At 63.1% G+C, this 16,110-nt stretch carries 16 protein-coding genes and 1 pseudogene; 5 read left to right on the top strand and 12 right to left on the bottom strand.

The window, feature by feature from the left end:
* Positions 1–29: 29 nt before the first annotated feature.
* The 3 genes from purQ to purC all read right to left on the bottom strand — a co-directional run bounded on the left by purQ (position 30) and on the right by purC (position 1,895).
* On the bottom strand, positions 30–701 hold the full coding sequence (purQ, locus tag IB267_RS02150; RefSeq protein ID WP_043614510.1) for a phosphoribosylformylglycinamidine synthase subunit PurQ: 672 nt from the start codon (positions 699–701) through the stop codon (positions 30–32).
* Positions 702–870: 169 nt separating this feature from the next.
* Complete coding sequence (gene purS / locus IB267_RS02145) at positions 871–1,113, bottom strand: phosphoribosylformylglycinamidine synthase subunit PurS (RefSeq protein ID WP_192446212.1); 243 nt, start codon at positions 1,111–1,113, stop codon at positions 871–873.
* A gap of 17 nt (positions 1,114–1,130) precedes the next feature.
* Complete coding sequence (gene purC / locus IB267_RS02140; RefSeq protein ID WP_043614507.1) at positions 1,131–1,895, bottom strand: phosphoribosylaminoimidazolesuccinocarboxamide synthase; 765 nt, start codon at positions 1,893–1,895, stop codon at positions 1,131–1,133.
* Positions 1,896–2,227: 332 nt separating this feature from the next.
* Between purC and IB267_RS02135 the strand changes: the two genes are divergently transcribed.
* Positions 2,228–2,542 carry an ATPase inhibitor subunit zeta gene (locus tag IB267_RS02135; protein WP_043614504.1) on the top strand — a complete coding sequence of 105 codons (315 nt, stop codon included), beginning with the start codon at positions 2,228–2,230 and terminating at the stop codon, positions 2,540–2,542.
* 59 nt (positions 2,543–2,601) lie between these two features.
* Here the strand turns inward: IB267_RS02135 and IB267_RS02130 are convergent, their stop codons facing one another.
* Together IB267_RS02130 and IB267_RS02125 are read right to left on the bottom strand one after the other, a co-directional pair.
* Complete coding sequence (locus IB267_RS02130) at positions 2,602–5,124, bottom strand: EAL domain-containing protein (RefSeq protein WP_192446211.1); 2,523 nt, start codon at positions 5,122–5,124, stop codon at positions 2,602–2,604.
* 178 nt (positions 5,125–5,302) lie between these two features.
* Positions 5,303–5,857 (bottom strand): alpha/beta hydrolase, encoded by a 555-nt coding sequence (locus tag IB267_RS02125; protein WP_043614501.1) that lies wholly within the window; start codon positions 5,855–5,857, stop codon positions 5,303–5,305.
* Between the two features lie 261 nt (positions 5,858–6,118).
* Between IB267_RS02125 and IB267_RS02120 the strand changes: the two genes are divergently transcribed.
* Positions 6,119–6,934 carry a DUF2189 domain-containing protein gene (locus IB267_RS02120; protein WP_192446210.1) on the top strand — a complete coding sequence of 272 codons (816 nt, stop codon included), beginning with the start codon at positions 6,119–6,121 and terminating at the stop codon, positions 6,932–6,934.
* Between the two features lie 97 nt (positions 6,935–7,031).
* Here the strand turns inward: IB267_RS02120 and IB267_RS02115 are convergent, their stop codons facing one another.
* From IB267_RS02115 to IB267_RS02085, 7 genes are all read right to left on the bottom strand, one after another.
* Positions 7,032–7,337, bottom strand: a complete 306-nt coding sequence (locus IB267_RS02115; protein WP_034794416.1) for a PilZ domain-containing protein — start codon at positions 7,335–7,337, stop codon at positions 7,032–7,034.
* Between the two features lie 153 nt (positions 7,338–7,490).
* The gene (gene purB, locus IB267_RS02110) at positions 7,491–8,792 is read right to left on the bottom strand and encodes an adenylosuccinate lyase (RefSeq protein WP_060585098.1); all 1,302 of its coding nucleotides are present in this window, start codon (positions 8,790–8,792) and stop codon (positions 7,491–7,493) included.
* Between the two features lie 63 nt (positions 8,793–8,855).
* Positions 8,856–9,416, bottom strand: coding sequence for a hypothetical protein (locus IB267_RS02105; RefSeq protein WP_192446209.1), 561 nt, complete (start codon positions 9,414–9,416; stop codon positions 8,856–8,858).
* A complete protein-coding gene (locus IB267_RS02100) occupies positions 9,413–10,156 on the bottom strand; it encodes a DUF2259 domain-containing protein (RefSeq protein ID WP_192446208.1) in 744 nt (247 codons plus the stop codon). The genes IB267_RS02105 and IB267_RS02100 overlap by 4 nt, the downstream gene beginning before the upstream one ends.
* A complete protein-coding gene (gene rpe / locus IB267_RS02095; RefSeq protein WP_043614490.1) occupies positions 10,153–10,830 on the bottom strand; it encodes a ribulose-phosphate 3-epimerase in 678 nt (225 codons plus the stop codon). Before rpe ends, IB267_RS02100 begins: the two co-directional genes overlap by 4 nt.
* Before the next feature lie 76 nt (positions 10,831–10,906).
* Positions 10,907–11,914: a P1 family peptidase gene (locus IB267_RS02090; protein WP_192446207.1), complete on the bottom strand. Its 1,008-nt coding sequence runs from the start codon at positions 11,912–11,914 to the stop codon at positions 10,907–10,909.
* Positions 11,911–13,002, bottom strand: a complete 1,092-nt coding sequence (locus IB267_RS02085) for a branched-chain amino acid ABC transporter substrate-binding protein (protein WP_192446206.1) — start codon at positions 13,000–13,002, stop codon at positions 11,911–11,913. Before IB267_RS02085 ends, IB267_RS02090 begins: the two co-directional genes overlap by 4 nt.
* A gap of 261 nt (positions 13,003–13,263) precedes the next feature.
* Between IB267_RS02085 and IB267_RS02080 the strand changes: the two are divergent.
* From IB267_RS02080 to IB267_RS02070, 3 genes and pseudogenes are all read left to right on the top strand, one after another.
* Positions 13,264–13,790 (top strand): annotated as a pseudogene (locus tag IB267_RS02080) (flavin reductase family protein).
* A gap of 124 nt (positions 13,791–13,914) precedes the next feature.
* Entirely contained in the window at positions 13,915–14,844 is a 930-nt protein-coding gene (locus IB267_RS02075) for a MoxR family ATPase (RefSeq protein WP_192446205.1), read from the top strand.
* Positions 14,844–16,100, top strand: coding sequence for a VWA domain-containing protein (locus IB267_RS02070; protein WP_192446204.1), 1,257 nt, complete (start codon positions 14,844–14,846; stop codon positions 16,098–16,100). Before IB267_RS02075 ends, IB267_RS02070 begins: the two co-directional genes overlap by 1 nt.
* The last annotated feature ends 10 nt before the right edge of the window (positions 16,101–16,110 follow it).

The raw sequence follows: 16,110 nt of genomic DNA, 5'->3' as shown, positions 1-16,110 counted from the left end.
GGGTCGAATGCCTTCTACCAGCCGGATGGTTAAGCGGCGATTACTTCGAGGGCAGACGCAAACAGGCCGCGACCGTCGGAACCGCCGTGGGCTGCTTCGATCAGGTTTTCCGGATGCGGCATCATGCCGAGCACGTTACCTTCAGCGTTCATGACGCCGGCGATATCGTTCATCGAACCGTTCGGGTTGGTGCCTTCAGCATAACGGAACACCACCTGGCCATTGCCTTCGATCGTCTTCAACGTCTCGGCATCGGCGAAGTAGTTGCCGTCGTGGTGGGCGACCGGCGAACGGATGATCTGGCCCTTGGAGTAGGCGCGGGTGAAGTCGGTATCGGCGTTGACAACTTCGAGCTTGATCTCGCGGCAGACGAATTTCAGCGAGGCATTGCGCATCAGCGCGCCGGGCAGGAGCCCCGCCTCGACGAGGATCTGGAAGCCGTTGCAGACGCCGAGAACCTTGACGCCCTTTTCCGCCTTGGCCTTGATCGCCTGCATGACCGGCATGCGCGCAGCGATCGCGCCGCAGCGCAGGTAATCGCCATAGGAGAAGCCGCCGGGAATGACGATCAGATCGACATCCGGAATATCGGTTTCGGTCTGCCAGACGGTGACAGGCGCCTTGCCGGAGATCTTGGTGAGGGCCGCGATCATGTCGCGGTCGCGGTTGAGGCCCGGAAGCTGGACGACGGCTGACTTCATATCTCTGTCTCCGATACGGCAAGATCAATCTTGATGCCGCACTCCGACGAGCCAGGCATCTGCTGCGACGATGGCAGCGGCGTTTCCCATGGGACCAGCGGCTGCTCCGGCATTTCGTAACGTCTGGTTCCGCGCCCGAAGGCGCGGAACGCCCCCTTCGCCTGTAGGATCAGCCGAAGGAGATGCTGTAGTTCTCGATCACCGTGTTGGCGAGCAGCTTTTCGCACATGGCCTTGAGGTCTTCCTCGGCCTTGGCCTTGTCTGCGGATTCGATCTGCAGGTCGAAGACCTTGCCCTGGCGAACCTGGCCGATGCCGTCGAAGCCGAGCGCACCGAGCGCGCCTTCGATTGCCTTGCCCTGCGGATCGAGAACGCCGTTCTTCAGCGTCACGGTTACACGTGCCTTGATCACTTTGATTTTCCCCGAAGTTACTTCACGAGAACCGGACCGGTGCCGCGCACGGGTTCGTTCTCATTCATGATGCCGAGACGGCGGGCGACTTCCTGATAGGCCTCGACGAGGCCGCCGAGGTCGCGGCGGAAACGGTCCTTGTCGAGCTTCTCGCGGGTCTCGATGTCCCAGAGACGGCAGCTGTCCGGCGAGATCTCGTCAGCAAGCACGATGCGCATCATGTCGCCTTCGAACAGGCGGCCGCACTCGATCTTGAAATCGACGAGCTGGATGCCGACGCCGAGGAACAGGCCCGTGAGGAAGTCGTTGATGCGGATGGCGAGCGCCATGACGTCGTCGAGTTCCTGCGGGCTTGCCCAGCCGAACGCGGTGATGTGCTCTTCGGAGACCATCGGGTCTTCGAGCGCATCGGCCTTGTAGTAGAACTCGATGATCGAGCGGGGGAGGACCGTGCCTTCCTCGATGCCCAGACGCTTGGCCAGCGAGCCGGCGGCGACGTTGCGCACGACGATCTCAAGCGGGATGATCTCGACTTCCTTGATCAACTGCTCGCGCATGTTGAGGCGGCGGATGAAGTGCGTGGGGATGCCGATCTTGTTGAGGTGCGTGAAGATGTACTCGGAAATCCGGTTGTTCAGCACACCCTTGCCGTCAATGACGTCGTGCTTTTTCTTGTTGAAGGCGGTCGCGTCGTCCTTGAAGAACTGGATGAGCGTGCCCGGCTCTGGACCCTCATAGAGGATCTTGGCCTTGCCCTCGTAGATACGGCGGCGACGATTCATGGATTTTGTCTCTGTAGTTGTTGGCGCTCTCGGGACGCGCGTGGAACATCTCTCGGGGTCCATAGCCGAAAAGAACCGATTTCACAATCGGCGTATCTGCCCGTTCCCCTGATTTGCATGGGGCGCCGCGCGCCTTCTCAAAGTGCGCCAAGGTTGCTGCCGCCTCACGAAGCGGCGATGTCCTGATCCTTGATCAAATGCGATCTGAGGAACCGCACAAAGGGTAACATGAAAGTCATCAAACCGGAAAAGTTCACATTGCAGTTTGACCCGCGTTTTGATTTATGGCGATAAACTGATTTCAGACATGGAATTCTCAGGGAGATTGAGTGATGACGTCGATGCAGGATCGCGAAAAGGCCTTCGAAGCAAAGTTTGCGATGGACGAAGAGCTGAGGTTCAAGGCTGAAGCGCGTCGCAACAAGCTGCTCGGCCTGTGGGCCGCCGGCCTGCTCGGCAAGGCCGACGCCGACGCCTATGCCAGCGAAGTGGTGGCTGCCGATTTCGAAGAAGCCGGCCATGAAGACGTCGTTCGCAAGATCAAGGCGGATTTCGACGCGGCAGGCGTTGCCCAGAGCGAGGAGCAGATCCGCGTGCGGATGCTCGAACTGCTCGGCGAAGCTGTCCAGCAGCTGCAGAGCAAGTAAGCCGAAAGGCTGTTGCCAGATCGATTGAAGCGCCGCCCGTCCTTCTGGCCGGGCGGTTTTTATTTGTCCGGACCGCCGAACACCGGCTTCCACCCGCGGCGCAAACGCTGCTCCAGCTCCAGCCGGTCCATCGGCCGCGCAAGCGCGTAGCCCTGCAGCACGTCGCAGCCGAGATCCCGCAGCATCGCCGCATGCTCCCAGGTCTCCACGCCTTCACCGACGACCGCGATGTTGAGCGAGTGGCCGATGTCGATGATCGCCCGCACCAGCTTTGCCTGCTTGGCGCTTTCGGTCATCGGGCCGACGAGCGCCCTGTCGATCTTGAGCCGGGCCGGATTGAGGTTGAGCAGGCCGATGATCGAAGCATGGCCGGTGCCGAAATCGTCGATTTCGATTTCGATGCCGAGGTCGCCGAGCGCCGAAATGGTTTCGGCGATTTCGTCTTCCGGATCATCGAGGAAGATGGACTCGAGCAGCTCGAAAGAAAGGATACCTGGCGGGATCCGCATGTCGCGCAGATCAGCGATCAACCCCGGATCGCGCAGCCGCGGCGACGACATGTTGACCGAGATCTTGGGAACCCCGAGCCCTTCCTTCTGCCAGGACTGAAAGTCGCGAAAGGCGAGCTCGACCACCTTCCTGTCGATCGCCGGCAGGACGTTGATCTCCTCGGCCACCTTCAGGAAATGGAAGGGGGCGAGAATGCCTCGCTCCGGGTGGTTCCACCGCACCAGTGCCTCGACGCCGGATATCTCCAGCGAGCGCGCATGGAACTGGGGTTGGTAGTAAACCGTGAACTGCCCTTCCTCGATCGCCTGGCGAATGTCGTCACCGATGCGCTTGGCATTGAGGATCTGGGTTTGAATGAGTTCGGAAAACACCTCGACGCGATCACGTCCGACGCTCTTTGCCCGATAGAGGGCGATGTCGGCATTCATCAGCAGCTGTTTGGCTTCGAAGTCTTCGCCGCCTCTAAAAGCGATGCCGATGCTTGCACCCAGGCGGCAGAGTTGACCGTCATAGGGGATGGGGCGGCGGAAGGCATGGACGATGCGCTCGGCAAGCTCGGTCAGTTGCGGCAGGTCGCGGTCGCGGCGGCAGAGGATGACGAACTCGTCACCGCCGATGCGGGCGATGAAATCGTCGTGGCGGGCGTGCGCGCGCAGGATCGCGGCCGCATGCGTCAGCATGGCGTCGCCGGCCTGGTGGCCGAGCGTGTCGTTGATCTGCTTGAAGCGGTCGAGATCGATATGCAGGATCGCGTTGACGGCGACATTCTCCGTCAGCATCTGATCCAGGTAACGACGGTTGGGCAGGTCGGTCAGGTAGTCGTGCAGCGCGTTGTACTCGATCCGGATCCGGGCCTGCTCGAGTTCACGGTTGCGCGCTTCGGCCGATGCCTTCGCCTGGCGCAACTCTTCCTGCAGCGCAATGTCTTCCGTGACGTCCCAGTTGGCGCCGATAAGCTTGCGTGTGCCGAGATGATCGACATAGGTCGCCGCATTCGAACGGATGTGGCGGACCGCCCCATCCGGACGCATGATGCGGAAGGCGTTGGCGTAGGGCTTTCCCGAGGCGATGCCTTCATTGGTTCTGGCAATGACGGCGTCGCGGTCGTCAGGGTGCAGGCAGTTTTCCCAGGCCTCCGAGGTCGGCGCGCCATCAGCGGGGTCGAGACCATAGATCTCGAACATGCGCTCGTCCCAGTCGTCGCGCAGCACATCGAGATTGAAATCGAACACGCCGATCTTCGACACGCCGAGCGCCAGCCTCAGGCGGCGGGAGACTTCCTCTAGCCGCGCCTCGGCCTCCTTGCGGGCGGTGATGTCGGTATCCGTCCCGATGATGCGGCTCGGCCTGCCGTCCGGCCAGTAGGCAACGGAGGCGCCGCGGCTTTCGATCCAGATCCAGTGACCGTCGGCGTGGCGCTCCCGATACTCGAAGGTGTTGAAGATCGCTTCGCCGGAATCCTGCCGCTCGATGGCCGCACGCACATGCGCATGGTCGTCGGGGTGAACGTTCTGGATCCAGTTTTCGAGCGTACCGTCGACCTGGGCATCTTCGGGCAGGCCGCGAAGCCGCCTCCAGGTGGCCGAATAAAACAGGTCTCCGGTTTCGAAGTCGTGATCCCATACGCCCTCAAGCGCGCCGTCGAGGGCATATTTCCAGCGGGTCTCGTCGTTGCGCAACCCGGCGATCTCGTTGACGAAATCGTCGGCCGGCAACATCAGCAGCAGCGAGGCGGCTTCATCGCCAAACAGCACCGGCGAACAGGCAACGAGCATCGGCGCGGAGCGGCTGGAGCCGAGGAAATGGATCGTCTCGGCGACCGCCGACGTTGCGCGCGGCGGCACACGCGGCCGATCCTCGTCCGCCACGAAGTCGCTCAGAAAGGCGTGTCGCAACTGTGAAAGCGTGCGGCCGAACACGTCGCAGGCGCGGGCGTTGGCAGCCAGTATCCGTCCGTGCGCATCGACAATGACGGCGCCTGCCGGCAACCGTTCCAGGGTGGCCTGCGTCAGAGCATCCGGATGCGCCGGTGCGTTTTGCGCACCTTTGGTGAGACGTTCGTCTACGGCCACTTCCCATGTCCAGTATCTGCGGCCGGGCAACCAAACGGAAGGATCCGGTCAATGCGGGCACAGATCAAGGTTCGACAGCGCTCGGCTCCATCATGAGACGAGTCGCATCATGCCGGCGATGATGACCGCGGACAATGAACGTCGGATTAATATGGCCGCAATAGGCCGCCGCGGCGCGTCAGGGTTTAAGCCGGCTCAGGAACTGGGCAAACACCATCGTGCCCTCCGGCCACGGCCCATGGCCGGACTCGGTGTTGATGTGGCCGGATTCTCCGGCATCGACGAGCAGCGAACCCCAGGCGTTGGCGATGTCGTCCGCATGCTCGTAGGAACCGAAGGGATCGTTGCGGCTGGCGACCATCAACGACGGGAAGGGAAGCGGATCGCGCGGATAGGGGCCGAAGGTCATCAGATGCTTCGGACGGATCGCCGGGTTGGCAACATCGGGCGGGGCCACCAGGAAAGCCCCGGCAATCGGCTTCTTGAAATGGGGCAGGGCATGGATGGCCGTCGCAACGCCCAGCGAATGGGCGACGATGACAACAGGCTTTTCCGAAGCATTGACCTCGTCGACCATGCGCGCCACCCAATCGTCGCGGACAGGCTTTGCCCACTCCGCCTGTTCGACGCGGCGTGCGGTCGACATCTTGCGCTCCCAGCGCGTCTGCCAGTGCTCCGGTCCGGAGTTGGTGTAGCCTGGAACGATGAGGATATGGGCGTCGGAAACTTTCATGGTGGCCGCGATGTGGCGCTGAAAGGCGCGGAAGTCAAGGCCTGCGGCCCAACCCGTTCGTCACGGCCTGGACGTCGCCCTTGGGAGCCTGGCTGACAGGCTCGATGTTTCGCGCTCCTGACGACCGCTTAACGTGGCGAGAGGCGGCAGGCGACAGCCGTCGCATTTTCTGTATAATCGAACGGACGGTCGCGGATGGTGCGGCTTGGTTCGCCGTATCTCTGTTCCGTGGCCGCTCTGGTTCGTTGAGGAGTGTGAGCCATGACAACATTCCATGTCCTGTCGGGAGCGGACGCGAGTGTCGCCCATCCCGGAATAAAAAAGATCGGCGTCGCGGATGTATTCGACGCCTTACGCTTGGGCTTTGACGATTTTCGCGAGAAACCATCGCACTACGTCTTTCTTTGCCTGATCTATCCGATAGCCGGTGTCGTTCTGATCACCTGGAGCGCCGGCGCCAACATGCTGCCGCTGCTTTATCCTCTTGTCTCCGGCTTCGCGCTGATCGGCCCGGTCGCCGCGATCGGCCTTTACGAGATCAGCCGACGGCGAGAACTCGGCATGGACTACTCTTGGCCACACGCGCTTCGCCTGCACCGCTCTCCGGCGCTGCCGTCGATCATGGCCGTCGCCGCCATGCTGTTCGTTGTCTTCATCATCTGGCTGCTGGTCGCCCAGGCGCTCTATGTGCAGATCTTCGGGGCAGAACCACCGGTTTCGATCGCGGCCTTCTGGAACGGTATCGTCGGCACTGACCAGGGCTGGAACCTGATCCTCGTCGGCAACGCCGTCGGCTTCGTCTTCGCCGTCATCGTTCTGTCAACATCCGTCGTGTCGTTCCCGTTGCTGATCGATCGTGACGTCGGCGCCGTGTCGGCGGTCGAGACGTCCATCCGCGCAACGCTCGTCAACCCGGTGCCCGTCGCCGTCTGGGGTTTCATCATCGCTGCCGGTCTGGTCATCGGCTCGATCCCGGTCTTCGTCGGCCTCGCCGTCATCATGCCGATCTTCGGACACGCCACCTGGCACCTCTATCGCAAGATGGTGGAACCCGGTCCGCGCGCGCGGTCACACTGATCGCTGACAACCGAAGGCAGGATAACCGCTCAACGGAAAAAGCGCCGCATGTCGATCGACTTGCGGCGCCTTTGGCGTGCTTGCCGAGATGCCCGGCCTAGCGAAAGTGCTTGTAATAGGATGAGATCTGCGCCGCCGTGTTGGACGACAGGTTGAGCTTGATGCCGATCTTGTCACCGCGATACCAGCGGACCATGCCGGTCAGGAAGCCGAGCTCCTCGCTTCTGATCGTCACTTCCTGTCCCGTCTTGGCGCCGATGTCGAAGAGCAGCTGAAAGCAGATGCCCTCGGCTGAGAGGTCCTTGACGATGCCGCTGCTGGAGCCGGACTTGACGGTCACCGTACCTGTAATTTTCGTTTGCGTGCGCTGCGTCGCCCGCTCGACACTGTCCTTGTAGGCCATGCGATCCTCAGAACCTGGATTGACAGACCCTGAGCTTTGCACGCAATGCGTGAATTTCCTGCTAACGCAAATGCCCGCATTCGAGCGATGTGCTCCAAATGCGGGCATGGCAACAAAACCAAAGGCCTACCGCCGTCCGCTCAGCGCGGACCCTTAGCCGAAGACGCGCTTGAAGATCGTGTCGACGTGCTTGGTGTGGTAGCCGAGATCAAACTTCTCGCGGATGTCCTCTTCGGAAAGCGCCGCGCGGACTTCCGCATCGGCCAGCAGTTCCTCAAGGAAGTCCTTGCCCTGTTCCCAGACCTTCATGGCGTTGCGCTGCACGAGGCGATAGGCATCCTCACGCGACACACCCGCCTGCGTCAGCGCCAAAAGCACGCGCTGCGAATGCACGAGCCCGCGGAACTTGTTCATGTTGTTGATCATGTTCTCGGGGTAGACGAGCAGCTTGTCGATCACGCTGGTCAGACGAGCGAGCGCGAAGTCGAGCGTCACCGTCGCATCCGGGCCGATCATGCGCTCGACCGAGGAGTGCGAGATGTCGCGCTCATGCCAGAGCGCAACGTTTTCCATCGCCGGGATCGAGAAGGCGCGAACCATGCGGGCAAGGCCCGTGAGGTTTTCGGTCAGGACCGGGTTACGCTTGTGCGGCATTGCCGACGAGCCCTTCTGGCCCGGCGAGAAATACTCCTCCGCTTCAAGCACTTCGGTGCGCTGCAGGTGACGGACTTCCGTCGCCAGGCGCTCGATCGACGAAGCGATGACGCCGAGGGTTGCGAAGTACATGGCGTGGCGGTCGCGCGGGATGACCTGGGTCGAAACCGGTTCCGGCTTCAGGCCAAGCGCCTCGGCGACGTGTTCTTCAACGCGCGGGTCGATGTTGGCGAAGGTGCCGACGGCGCCCGAGATCGCGCAGGTGGCGACCTCTTCGCGTGCGGCCAGCAGGCGCTGCTTGCAACGGTCGAACTCGGCATAGGCGAGCGCCAGCTTGACACCGAAGGTGGTCGGCTCGGCGTGGATGCCGTGCGAACGGCCGATCGTCACCGTGTCCTTGTGCTCGAAGGCGCGGCGCTTCAAGGCTTCGAGCAGCTTGTCGAGATCGGCGAGAAGCAGGTCGGTTGCGCGCACCAGCTGGACGTTGAAGCAGGTGTCCAGCACGTCGGACGAGGTCATGCCCTGATGGATGAAGCGACTGTCGGGGCCGACGAATTCGGCGAGATGCGTCAGGAACGCAATCACGTCATGCTTGGTGACGGCCTCGATCTCGTCGATGCGAGCGACGTCGAAAGTGGCAGCGCCGCCCTTTTCCCAGATCGTGCGCGCGGCATCCTTCGGGATCACGCCGATTTCGGCAAGCGCATCGCAGGCGTGAGCCTCGATCTCGAACCAGATGCGGAATTTCGTTTCCGGCGACCAGATGGCCACCATTTCCGGTCGGGAGTAACGGGGGATCATGGGCTTAAGCTTTCGTCGTCAGTGGAGGGATGGCCGTGGCTCTAGCAAAGATAGCCGCGAAGCTCAACGCCGTTGCTCATGGCGTGCGCTTGCCAGCCACAGGCAGACGGCGAACAGTATAACACCGCCGACGGGCAAATAGAGGCGAAGGCCCATGACCAGAAACTGGTAGAAGGCGATCAGCGTCGTAAAGGCGAACTGGAAGAGCCACGTCGTGGTTCCGATCGGGGCGTGCCACTGCGCATAGAATTCGCGGTAGTCGAGCGCGAAAAGCAGTGCCGTCATCCCGATCGTGCCGAGCGAGAGGAAGAAGAGATAGGCAGCGAAGCGCGTTTCCACGCGGCGTCCGATCGCCGCGAAGCGGGCGAGAAACAGCGCCGGCGGCCAGGCAAACAGAGCGCCGGCCCCGAAGACCCAGAGCAGTTCGGCCAGATGGAAGGTCGCGTCCCGTTCCCGCAGCCACAGCGCAAACCACGCCGACAGCGTCATCGACGCGCTCCACAAGGGCGCGCCGAAGAGCAATAGCGGAAGGCTCGGCACGGACCGGGCGAGGCGGGCCCGTTTCCGGGCACCGGCCGCCGCACGCCCCGCTTTCGCTTCGACGCTGGCGGCCGCCTCGTTCATTTGGCGATCCGCGTCGGGATCGCGATCCAGCGCCCGTCCGTCGTGCCTTCAAAGCCGAGCGACTTGACGAGCACCATGATCACATGCGTTTCCGAACCGTCGTCGTTGCGGTGGGTGATGGCGCCGCCGACCTGATAGCCGGTGGGGCAACGGCGGCTTTCCGGTATGCGACTGTCATCCTGAAGCACGTCGCTTGCCGGCGCGCCCGCCTTCATCGTCATCGACAGACGGAAACCTTTGGTTTCCTTCAGGAAGTCCTTGCAGATTCCGTCCGGCTCGAAGGTCTTTTCCTCGAGCGTAACCGTATAGGTCTCGCGGAAGGCTTGATCGGCTGCAAAGGCATCGTAGGTCAGCGAGAGCGGCTTGGCGTTGGCTTCCGTGATCGGGTTGAAGGCCGCGAGCAGCCCGGGCGCATCGGCCAGGCGATAGGCATCGATCAAGGGTGCTGCCCGACGCCGGGCTTCATGGCGCGCCTTCGACAGCGGGCTGCCGTCTTCGCGGCTGACGGCGCGCACCGGCGCGCCCGGCAGGAAGCTGTCATTGCGCGTGTCGATCACATAGATGGTCGAATAGGGAAAGCCGGAGCCGTCCTGGACGCCATACTCCTCGAAGGCAAAGACATTGCCGTCGGCCGAGAAGCCGATCGGCTGCAGTGCGGCATAGTCGCCAGCAAGGGCCGGCGATGCAGCGGCGGCCGCAGCCAGGCAACAAAGACCGGAAATTGCCGCGCGTGCTGTCATCGATAGGCCTTCTCGGCCGGCGCACGGATCGCTTCGATCGCCGAGCGATAGGCCTCGACCGAGCCGCCCTTGAAGATCGCCGAGCCGGCAACGAGAACATTGGCACCGGCGCCGGTGGCAATGGCTGCCGTTTCAGGCGCAATGCCGCCATCGACTTCGATCTCGATCGGACGATCGCCGATCATCGCCTTGATACGACGGATCTTTTCCGCGGTGGCGTCGATGAACTTCTGCCCGCCGAAGCCCGGATTGACGGTCATGACGAGGATCAGGTCAAGCTCATCGAGCACGTATTCGATGGCGCTTTCGGGCGTTGCCGGATTGAGCGACACGCCCGCCTTCTTGCCGAGCGAACGGACCGTCTGCAGCGAGCGATGCAGGTGCGGACCGGCTTCGGCGTGCACCGTCAGGATATCGCAGCCGGCCTTGGCGAAGGCTTCAAGAAACGGGTCGGCGGGCGAAATCATCAGGTGGCAGTCGAACGTCGCATCGGTATAGCGGCGCAGCGACTTGATGACATCGGGGCCGAAGGTGATGTTCGGCACGAAATGACCGTCCATGACATCGAGATGGATCCAGTCTGCGCCGGCATCGACGACATCGCGAACCTCCTGGCCGAGCTTGGAGAAATCGGCCGCCAGGATCGACGGGGCAATGCGGATAGGGTGGGTCATGGCGCACTCCAGCGTGTTTTCCGCGGGAATAGCACCGCCGAGCCCCGCAAACAACATGCCTGCGATCAAAGCTGCGTCAGCGACGCTCTGACCAGCAGGGCATGAGATCGTTTTCCGCCGGCGTCGCGTCGTGGACCCCGCGGGCGATCGCGCGCGCCATGGTCGAGGCGGCAACCGCGCCGAGATCGATGAAATCCTCTGTTGTCGGCGTCTTACCGCTGGCGCCGGTCGCAAGCGCGAAGATCAGGTCGCCGTCGAGCGGCGTGTGCGCCGGCCAGAGCCCGCGGGCAAAGCCGTCATGGGCGGCAATCGCCAGGCGCTTCGCTTCGGCCTTCGTCAGCACCGCATCCGTCGCGATCACCGCGATCGTCGTGTTGGCGACGGCCGCCTGGCGGTCGCGGAACTTAATGCGGATGTCGGCCGCGTCGGCCGGCATCGGGTGGGGCAGGCCAAGCCCACCGAACTCGTCATCCAGTTCGAAGGGCGCGGACCAGAAATGCCCGGTGTCGCCGACTGTAGCGGATCCGAGCGCATTGACGGCGACAAGCGCGCCGATGGTGACGCCGTTCGGCAGAACCGTGGACGCTGAACCGAGCCCACCCTTCAGGCCCGCGGTCAGCGCACCGGTGCCGGCGCCTGCCGAACCGGTCGAAAATGTCGCGCCAGCCCGCCCGACGGCCTCGAAGCCGAGTTCGCGGTAGGGCGGAAAGCGGCCCCAATCCTTGTCGCCACCATTGATGAGGTCGAAGAGGATCGCCGTCGGGACAATCGGGATCCGGTGCGGGCCGACGGCGAAGCCGCGGCCCATTTCCCTGAGGGCGGCCTGCGCACCGGACGCAGCGTCAAGCCCGAAGGCCGAACCGCCGGAAAGAACGAGCGCATCGACCGTCTGTACCGTGTTGTGCGGGTCGAGAAGGTCGGTTTCCCGGGTACCTGGCGCACCGCCCAGAACCTGGACAGCGGCCGTTGCCGGCGGGTCGCAGACAATCGCGGTGACGCCCGATTTCAGGCGATGGTCCTCGGCGTTGCCGACCGTCAGACCTTTGACATCGGTGATCAGGTTCAGCGGCCCGGGACGCATCATGGCGTGGCTCCTTCAGCGGCCGCAGGCACGAAATGGCCGCCTTGCCACTGCATTAAACGGTAGGGATTGTCGGCGCGCTCGTGCGCAGCGTTGAAGGCGGTGAGGCCGAGAACGGTCGGGTAGGGCCCCTTGCCTGCGATCGCTTCGATCAGTGACTTGTCGTCCTGTGCTGCTCTATCCTTGGCTTCCTCCAGCAACGCCATCACCGCGAAGGCCGGCATCACATAACCTTCCGGCTCGATGCCGGCGGCGCGCATTTCGTCGGCAAAGGGCTTGCCTTCCGGCGATTGCGCCGCATCCGGCAGCGTTACTGCAAGCACGCCATCGGCAAGCGGAACCGTGAGATCGGCCGCGTTCAAGGCATCGCCGCCAAGCAAGGTGAGGTTCGCGCCTTCGCCAAGGGCATCGCGGGCGATAACGGCGGTATCCTGCCGGTCGCCGCCGGTGAAGACGTGGGTTGCGCCGCTTTTCACCAGGCGTCGCACCAGGTTGATCTGCTGCTCCTGCGCCGGTCGGTAGGTGTCGCTGAAGACCGGTGTCATGCCGATTTCGGCAAGCGCTGCGCGCACCGCCTCGACCAGCTCCCGGCTGTGGATCGTACCGTCGTCGACGAGCGCGATGGGCTTGTCCTTCCAGCGGTTGACGATGGCATCGACGATGGCCACGGCCTCGGCATTGCCGCTCGGCGCGAGGCGGAAGAGCGGCCATTTGTTCTTGAGCGCGTCTTCCATCAGGATATCGGAGCGCACGCTCAGGGTGATTGCCGGCAAGCCCGCTTCTGTCAGGGCCGGAAGCGTCGCATCCAGGCTTTCGGTGCAGAGAAAGCCGACGGCGGCCTCGGCACCCGCCGCAAGCAATGCCTTGGTCAGCGCCTCGTTGCCGGCGGTATCGCAGGTCTCGGGAATGACGACGATCTCGCTGCCGCGATCACCGGCCTTGAAGCCTGCGCCGTCTATAATCTGCTTGCCGAGCGGCGCGAACGGGCCTTCCACCGGCGCCACGACCGCCACCTTGATACCGGCCGCCCAAGCCGGCGTTGCCTGCACCAGTCCGGCAAGGATGAGGCTGGTGACAATGGATCGACGCATTCACTTACTCCGCCGCCGCAAGCTTCCCCGTCCGAACCGATCCGGGGCAAAATCCTACGGCGAGCCACCACAGCTTCCTCTTCCGTTGCCGCTCGCGTCTGACGCGAGGCACGGTCGTTGCTGCATGTTTTAAGGAAGTGCCCCGCGGCGTCAAAGGAAAAGATGTCGCTCCTGGTGAAGAAGGTTCAATCTGCGTCACGGCCACGTCGCAGATGTGCAAGAATCTCCTTCCCGCGGGTTTCATATTTTCTGACAGCGTCTATGTATGTGCCTGACATCGCCCGGAGAAAGATGTGTTGGAGAAGACCCGGCTGGACCCTATCAGTTATCGCGACGCGATGAGCCGCCTGGCCGGTCACGTGCAGATCATTACCGCCGCTGACGGCAGCGAGCGGCGCGGCGTCACCGTGACTGCGGCCTGCTCGGTTTCCGATAGCCCGCCGACGGTTCTCGTCTGCCTGAATGGTGCCAATCCGCGCAACGAGATCTTCACCCGCAGCGACAGCTTTGCGCTCAACCTGCTCGGCGACGAGCACCGGGCGCTGGCCCATGGTTTCTCCGGCCGCGACCAGCTCGACATGGATCTGCGCTTTGCGCTCGGACAGTGGACGCGGCTTACGACCGGTGCGCCGATCCTCGTCAACGCCACCGCCGCTTTCGATTGCCGTCTGGTCGAGGTGAAGACGATCGCCACGCATCTGGTGCTCTTTGGCGAGGTCGTCGACGTCTCGATCGGGTCGTCCCGCCCGCCGCTCATTTATGTGGACCGCGGATACCACTCGCTATAAGTTTTTATTCAGCGATCGACTGCTCATCGCAACATGAGAAGATCGCTCTAAGTCGTTGAGCTCGCCGGTGGATCTTGTCCCCTTCCAGCTTCCAGCGATCGATTCGGGCCGTGGTGGAGGAGACATGGCGATAAAGGCGGCAACGGGCCTGCCACAGTCCATCGAAGAGACGATGGCATTGCTGGAGGCGCATGATTATCTCGCCGGCACGGCGCTGGCGACGGTGCTGTTTCTTGCGCTCAGGATGAAGCGCCCGCTTTTTCTCGAAGGCGAAGCCGGCGTCGGCAAGACCGAGATCGCCAAGGTACTGGCCAAGGCGCTCGACCGGCCATTGATCCGGCTGCAATGCTATGAAGGTCTCGACGTCGCCTCGGCCGTCTACGAATGGAACTATCCAGCGCAGATGCTCGAAATCCGCCTGTCGGAAGCATCCGGCAAGGTCGATCGCAAGCGAGTCGAAAGCGACATATTCTCCGAACGTTTCCTGATCCGCCGCCCGGTCTTGCAGGCGATTTCGTCGAACGGAGGACGTGCGCCCGTTTTCCTGATCGACGAGCTTGACCGGACAGATGAAGCCTTCGAGGCGTTCCTGCTGGAAGTTTTGTCCGATTTCCAGGTGACGATTCCGGAACTTGGTACGATCCGGGCGGACGAACCGCCTGTCGTCATCATCACCACCAATCGCACCCGCGAGATCCATGACGCGCTGAAGCGGCGCTGCCTCTATCATTGGGTCGATTATCCCAAGGCGGCGCAGGAGCTGGAGATCATTCGCCGCAAGGTTCCCGGCTGCAACGCCACCCTGTCACGCGAAGTCATCGCCTACGTGCAGCGGCTGCGCACGATCGACCTCTTCAAGAACCCGGGCGTTGCCGAAACCATCGACTGGGCAACGGCGCTGACGGAGCTTGACCGGCTGGCGCTCGATCCGGAGACGATTGCCGACACGCTCGGAACGCTGCTGAAATACCAGGACGACATCGCCAGGATAGAGGGAGCAGAGGGGCGAAAGCTGCTCTCCGAGGTCAAGGCGGAATTGCTGGCGGCAAACTGATGACGGAGGCGCGGGAGCAGTACAGGAACGATGTTCCCCCGCCAATCGCGGTAGGCGACGGACGGCTTGCCGACAATATCGTCTTCTTCGCGCGCGCGCTCCGGCGCGCCGGCATCAAGATCGGGCCAGGCGCCATCGCCGACGCCATCGATGCAGTGGCGTTGATCGGGATCGGCGGACGGGACGCGTTCTACGCCGCGCTGCAATGCGTCTTCGTCAAGCGTCACGAGGACCAGCCGGTCTTCGACGAGGCGTTTCGCCTATTCTGGCGGTCGCGCGGTCTCGTCGAAAAGATGATCGCGATGATGTCGCCGCTGGCGCCGGAACGCGAGAGCGAACGGCAACAGCGCCGGGCAGGCGAAACCCGCGTCAGCGACGCGCTGCTTTCCGGGCACGAGGCTGATCGACCGCCACGCGACGAGCCGGAGATCGAGGTCGATGCCCGTTTCACGGTCTCCGGTCGCGAGCTTCTGCGCCGTGCCGATTTCGCGCAGATGAACGCTGCCGAGCTTGCCGAAGCCAAGCGTGCGCTCTCGGCCCTGACGCTGCCGATGGACCGCGTCGTCACGCGGCGCTTCCGCGCCTCGAAGCGTCAGATCCGCATCGACCCGCGCGCAACCATGCGCGATGCCATGCGCTTTGGCGGCCAACTGATCCTTCCGCGGTTTCGGGAGCGGCGCGTCGTCCATCCGCCGCTCGTCGTGCTCGCCGACATCTCCGGCTCGATGAGCCAGTACACCCGCATCTTTCTGCACTTTCTGCATGCGCTGACCGAGGAGCGGCGGCGTGTGCATACCTTCCTCTTCGGAACCCGGCTGACCAATGTCTCGCGCCAATTGCGCAATCGCGATCCGGACGCGGCGATCGATGACTGCGTCGCTGCGGTCAAGGACTGGTCCGGCGGCACGCGCATCGGCGAGACCTTGCACGAGTTCAACCGGCGCTGGTCGCGGCGCGTGCTCGGGCAGGGTGCGATCGTGCTTCTGATTACCGACGGTCTGGAGCGCGACGACGTGGCCGATCTCGAAATCGAGATCGATCGCCTGCACCGATCCTGCCGGCGGCTGATCTGGCTCAACCCGCTGCTGCGCTTCGACGGCTTCGAAGCGCGCGCGCGCGGTGTGCGGGCGATGCTGCCGCATGTTGACGAATTCCGGGCCGTGCACAATCTTGAATCGATTGGCGAACTGGTGAAGGCGCTTTCCGGGCAGGGCTCCCGCCAGGCGGATCCGAGGCGGTTCATCGAACCAAGATGAACGGCACTGA

Source organism: Ensifer sp. ENS09 (assembly GCF_014852425.1).
In the GTDB taxonomy this organism is placed as follows: domain Bacteria; phylum Pseudomonadota; class Alphaproteobacteria; order Rhizobiales; family Rhizobiaceae; genus Ensifer.
Note: the sequence above shows the minus strand (reverse complement) of the source record. Positions and strands in the feature narration are given on the sequence as shown.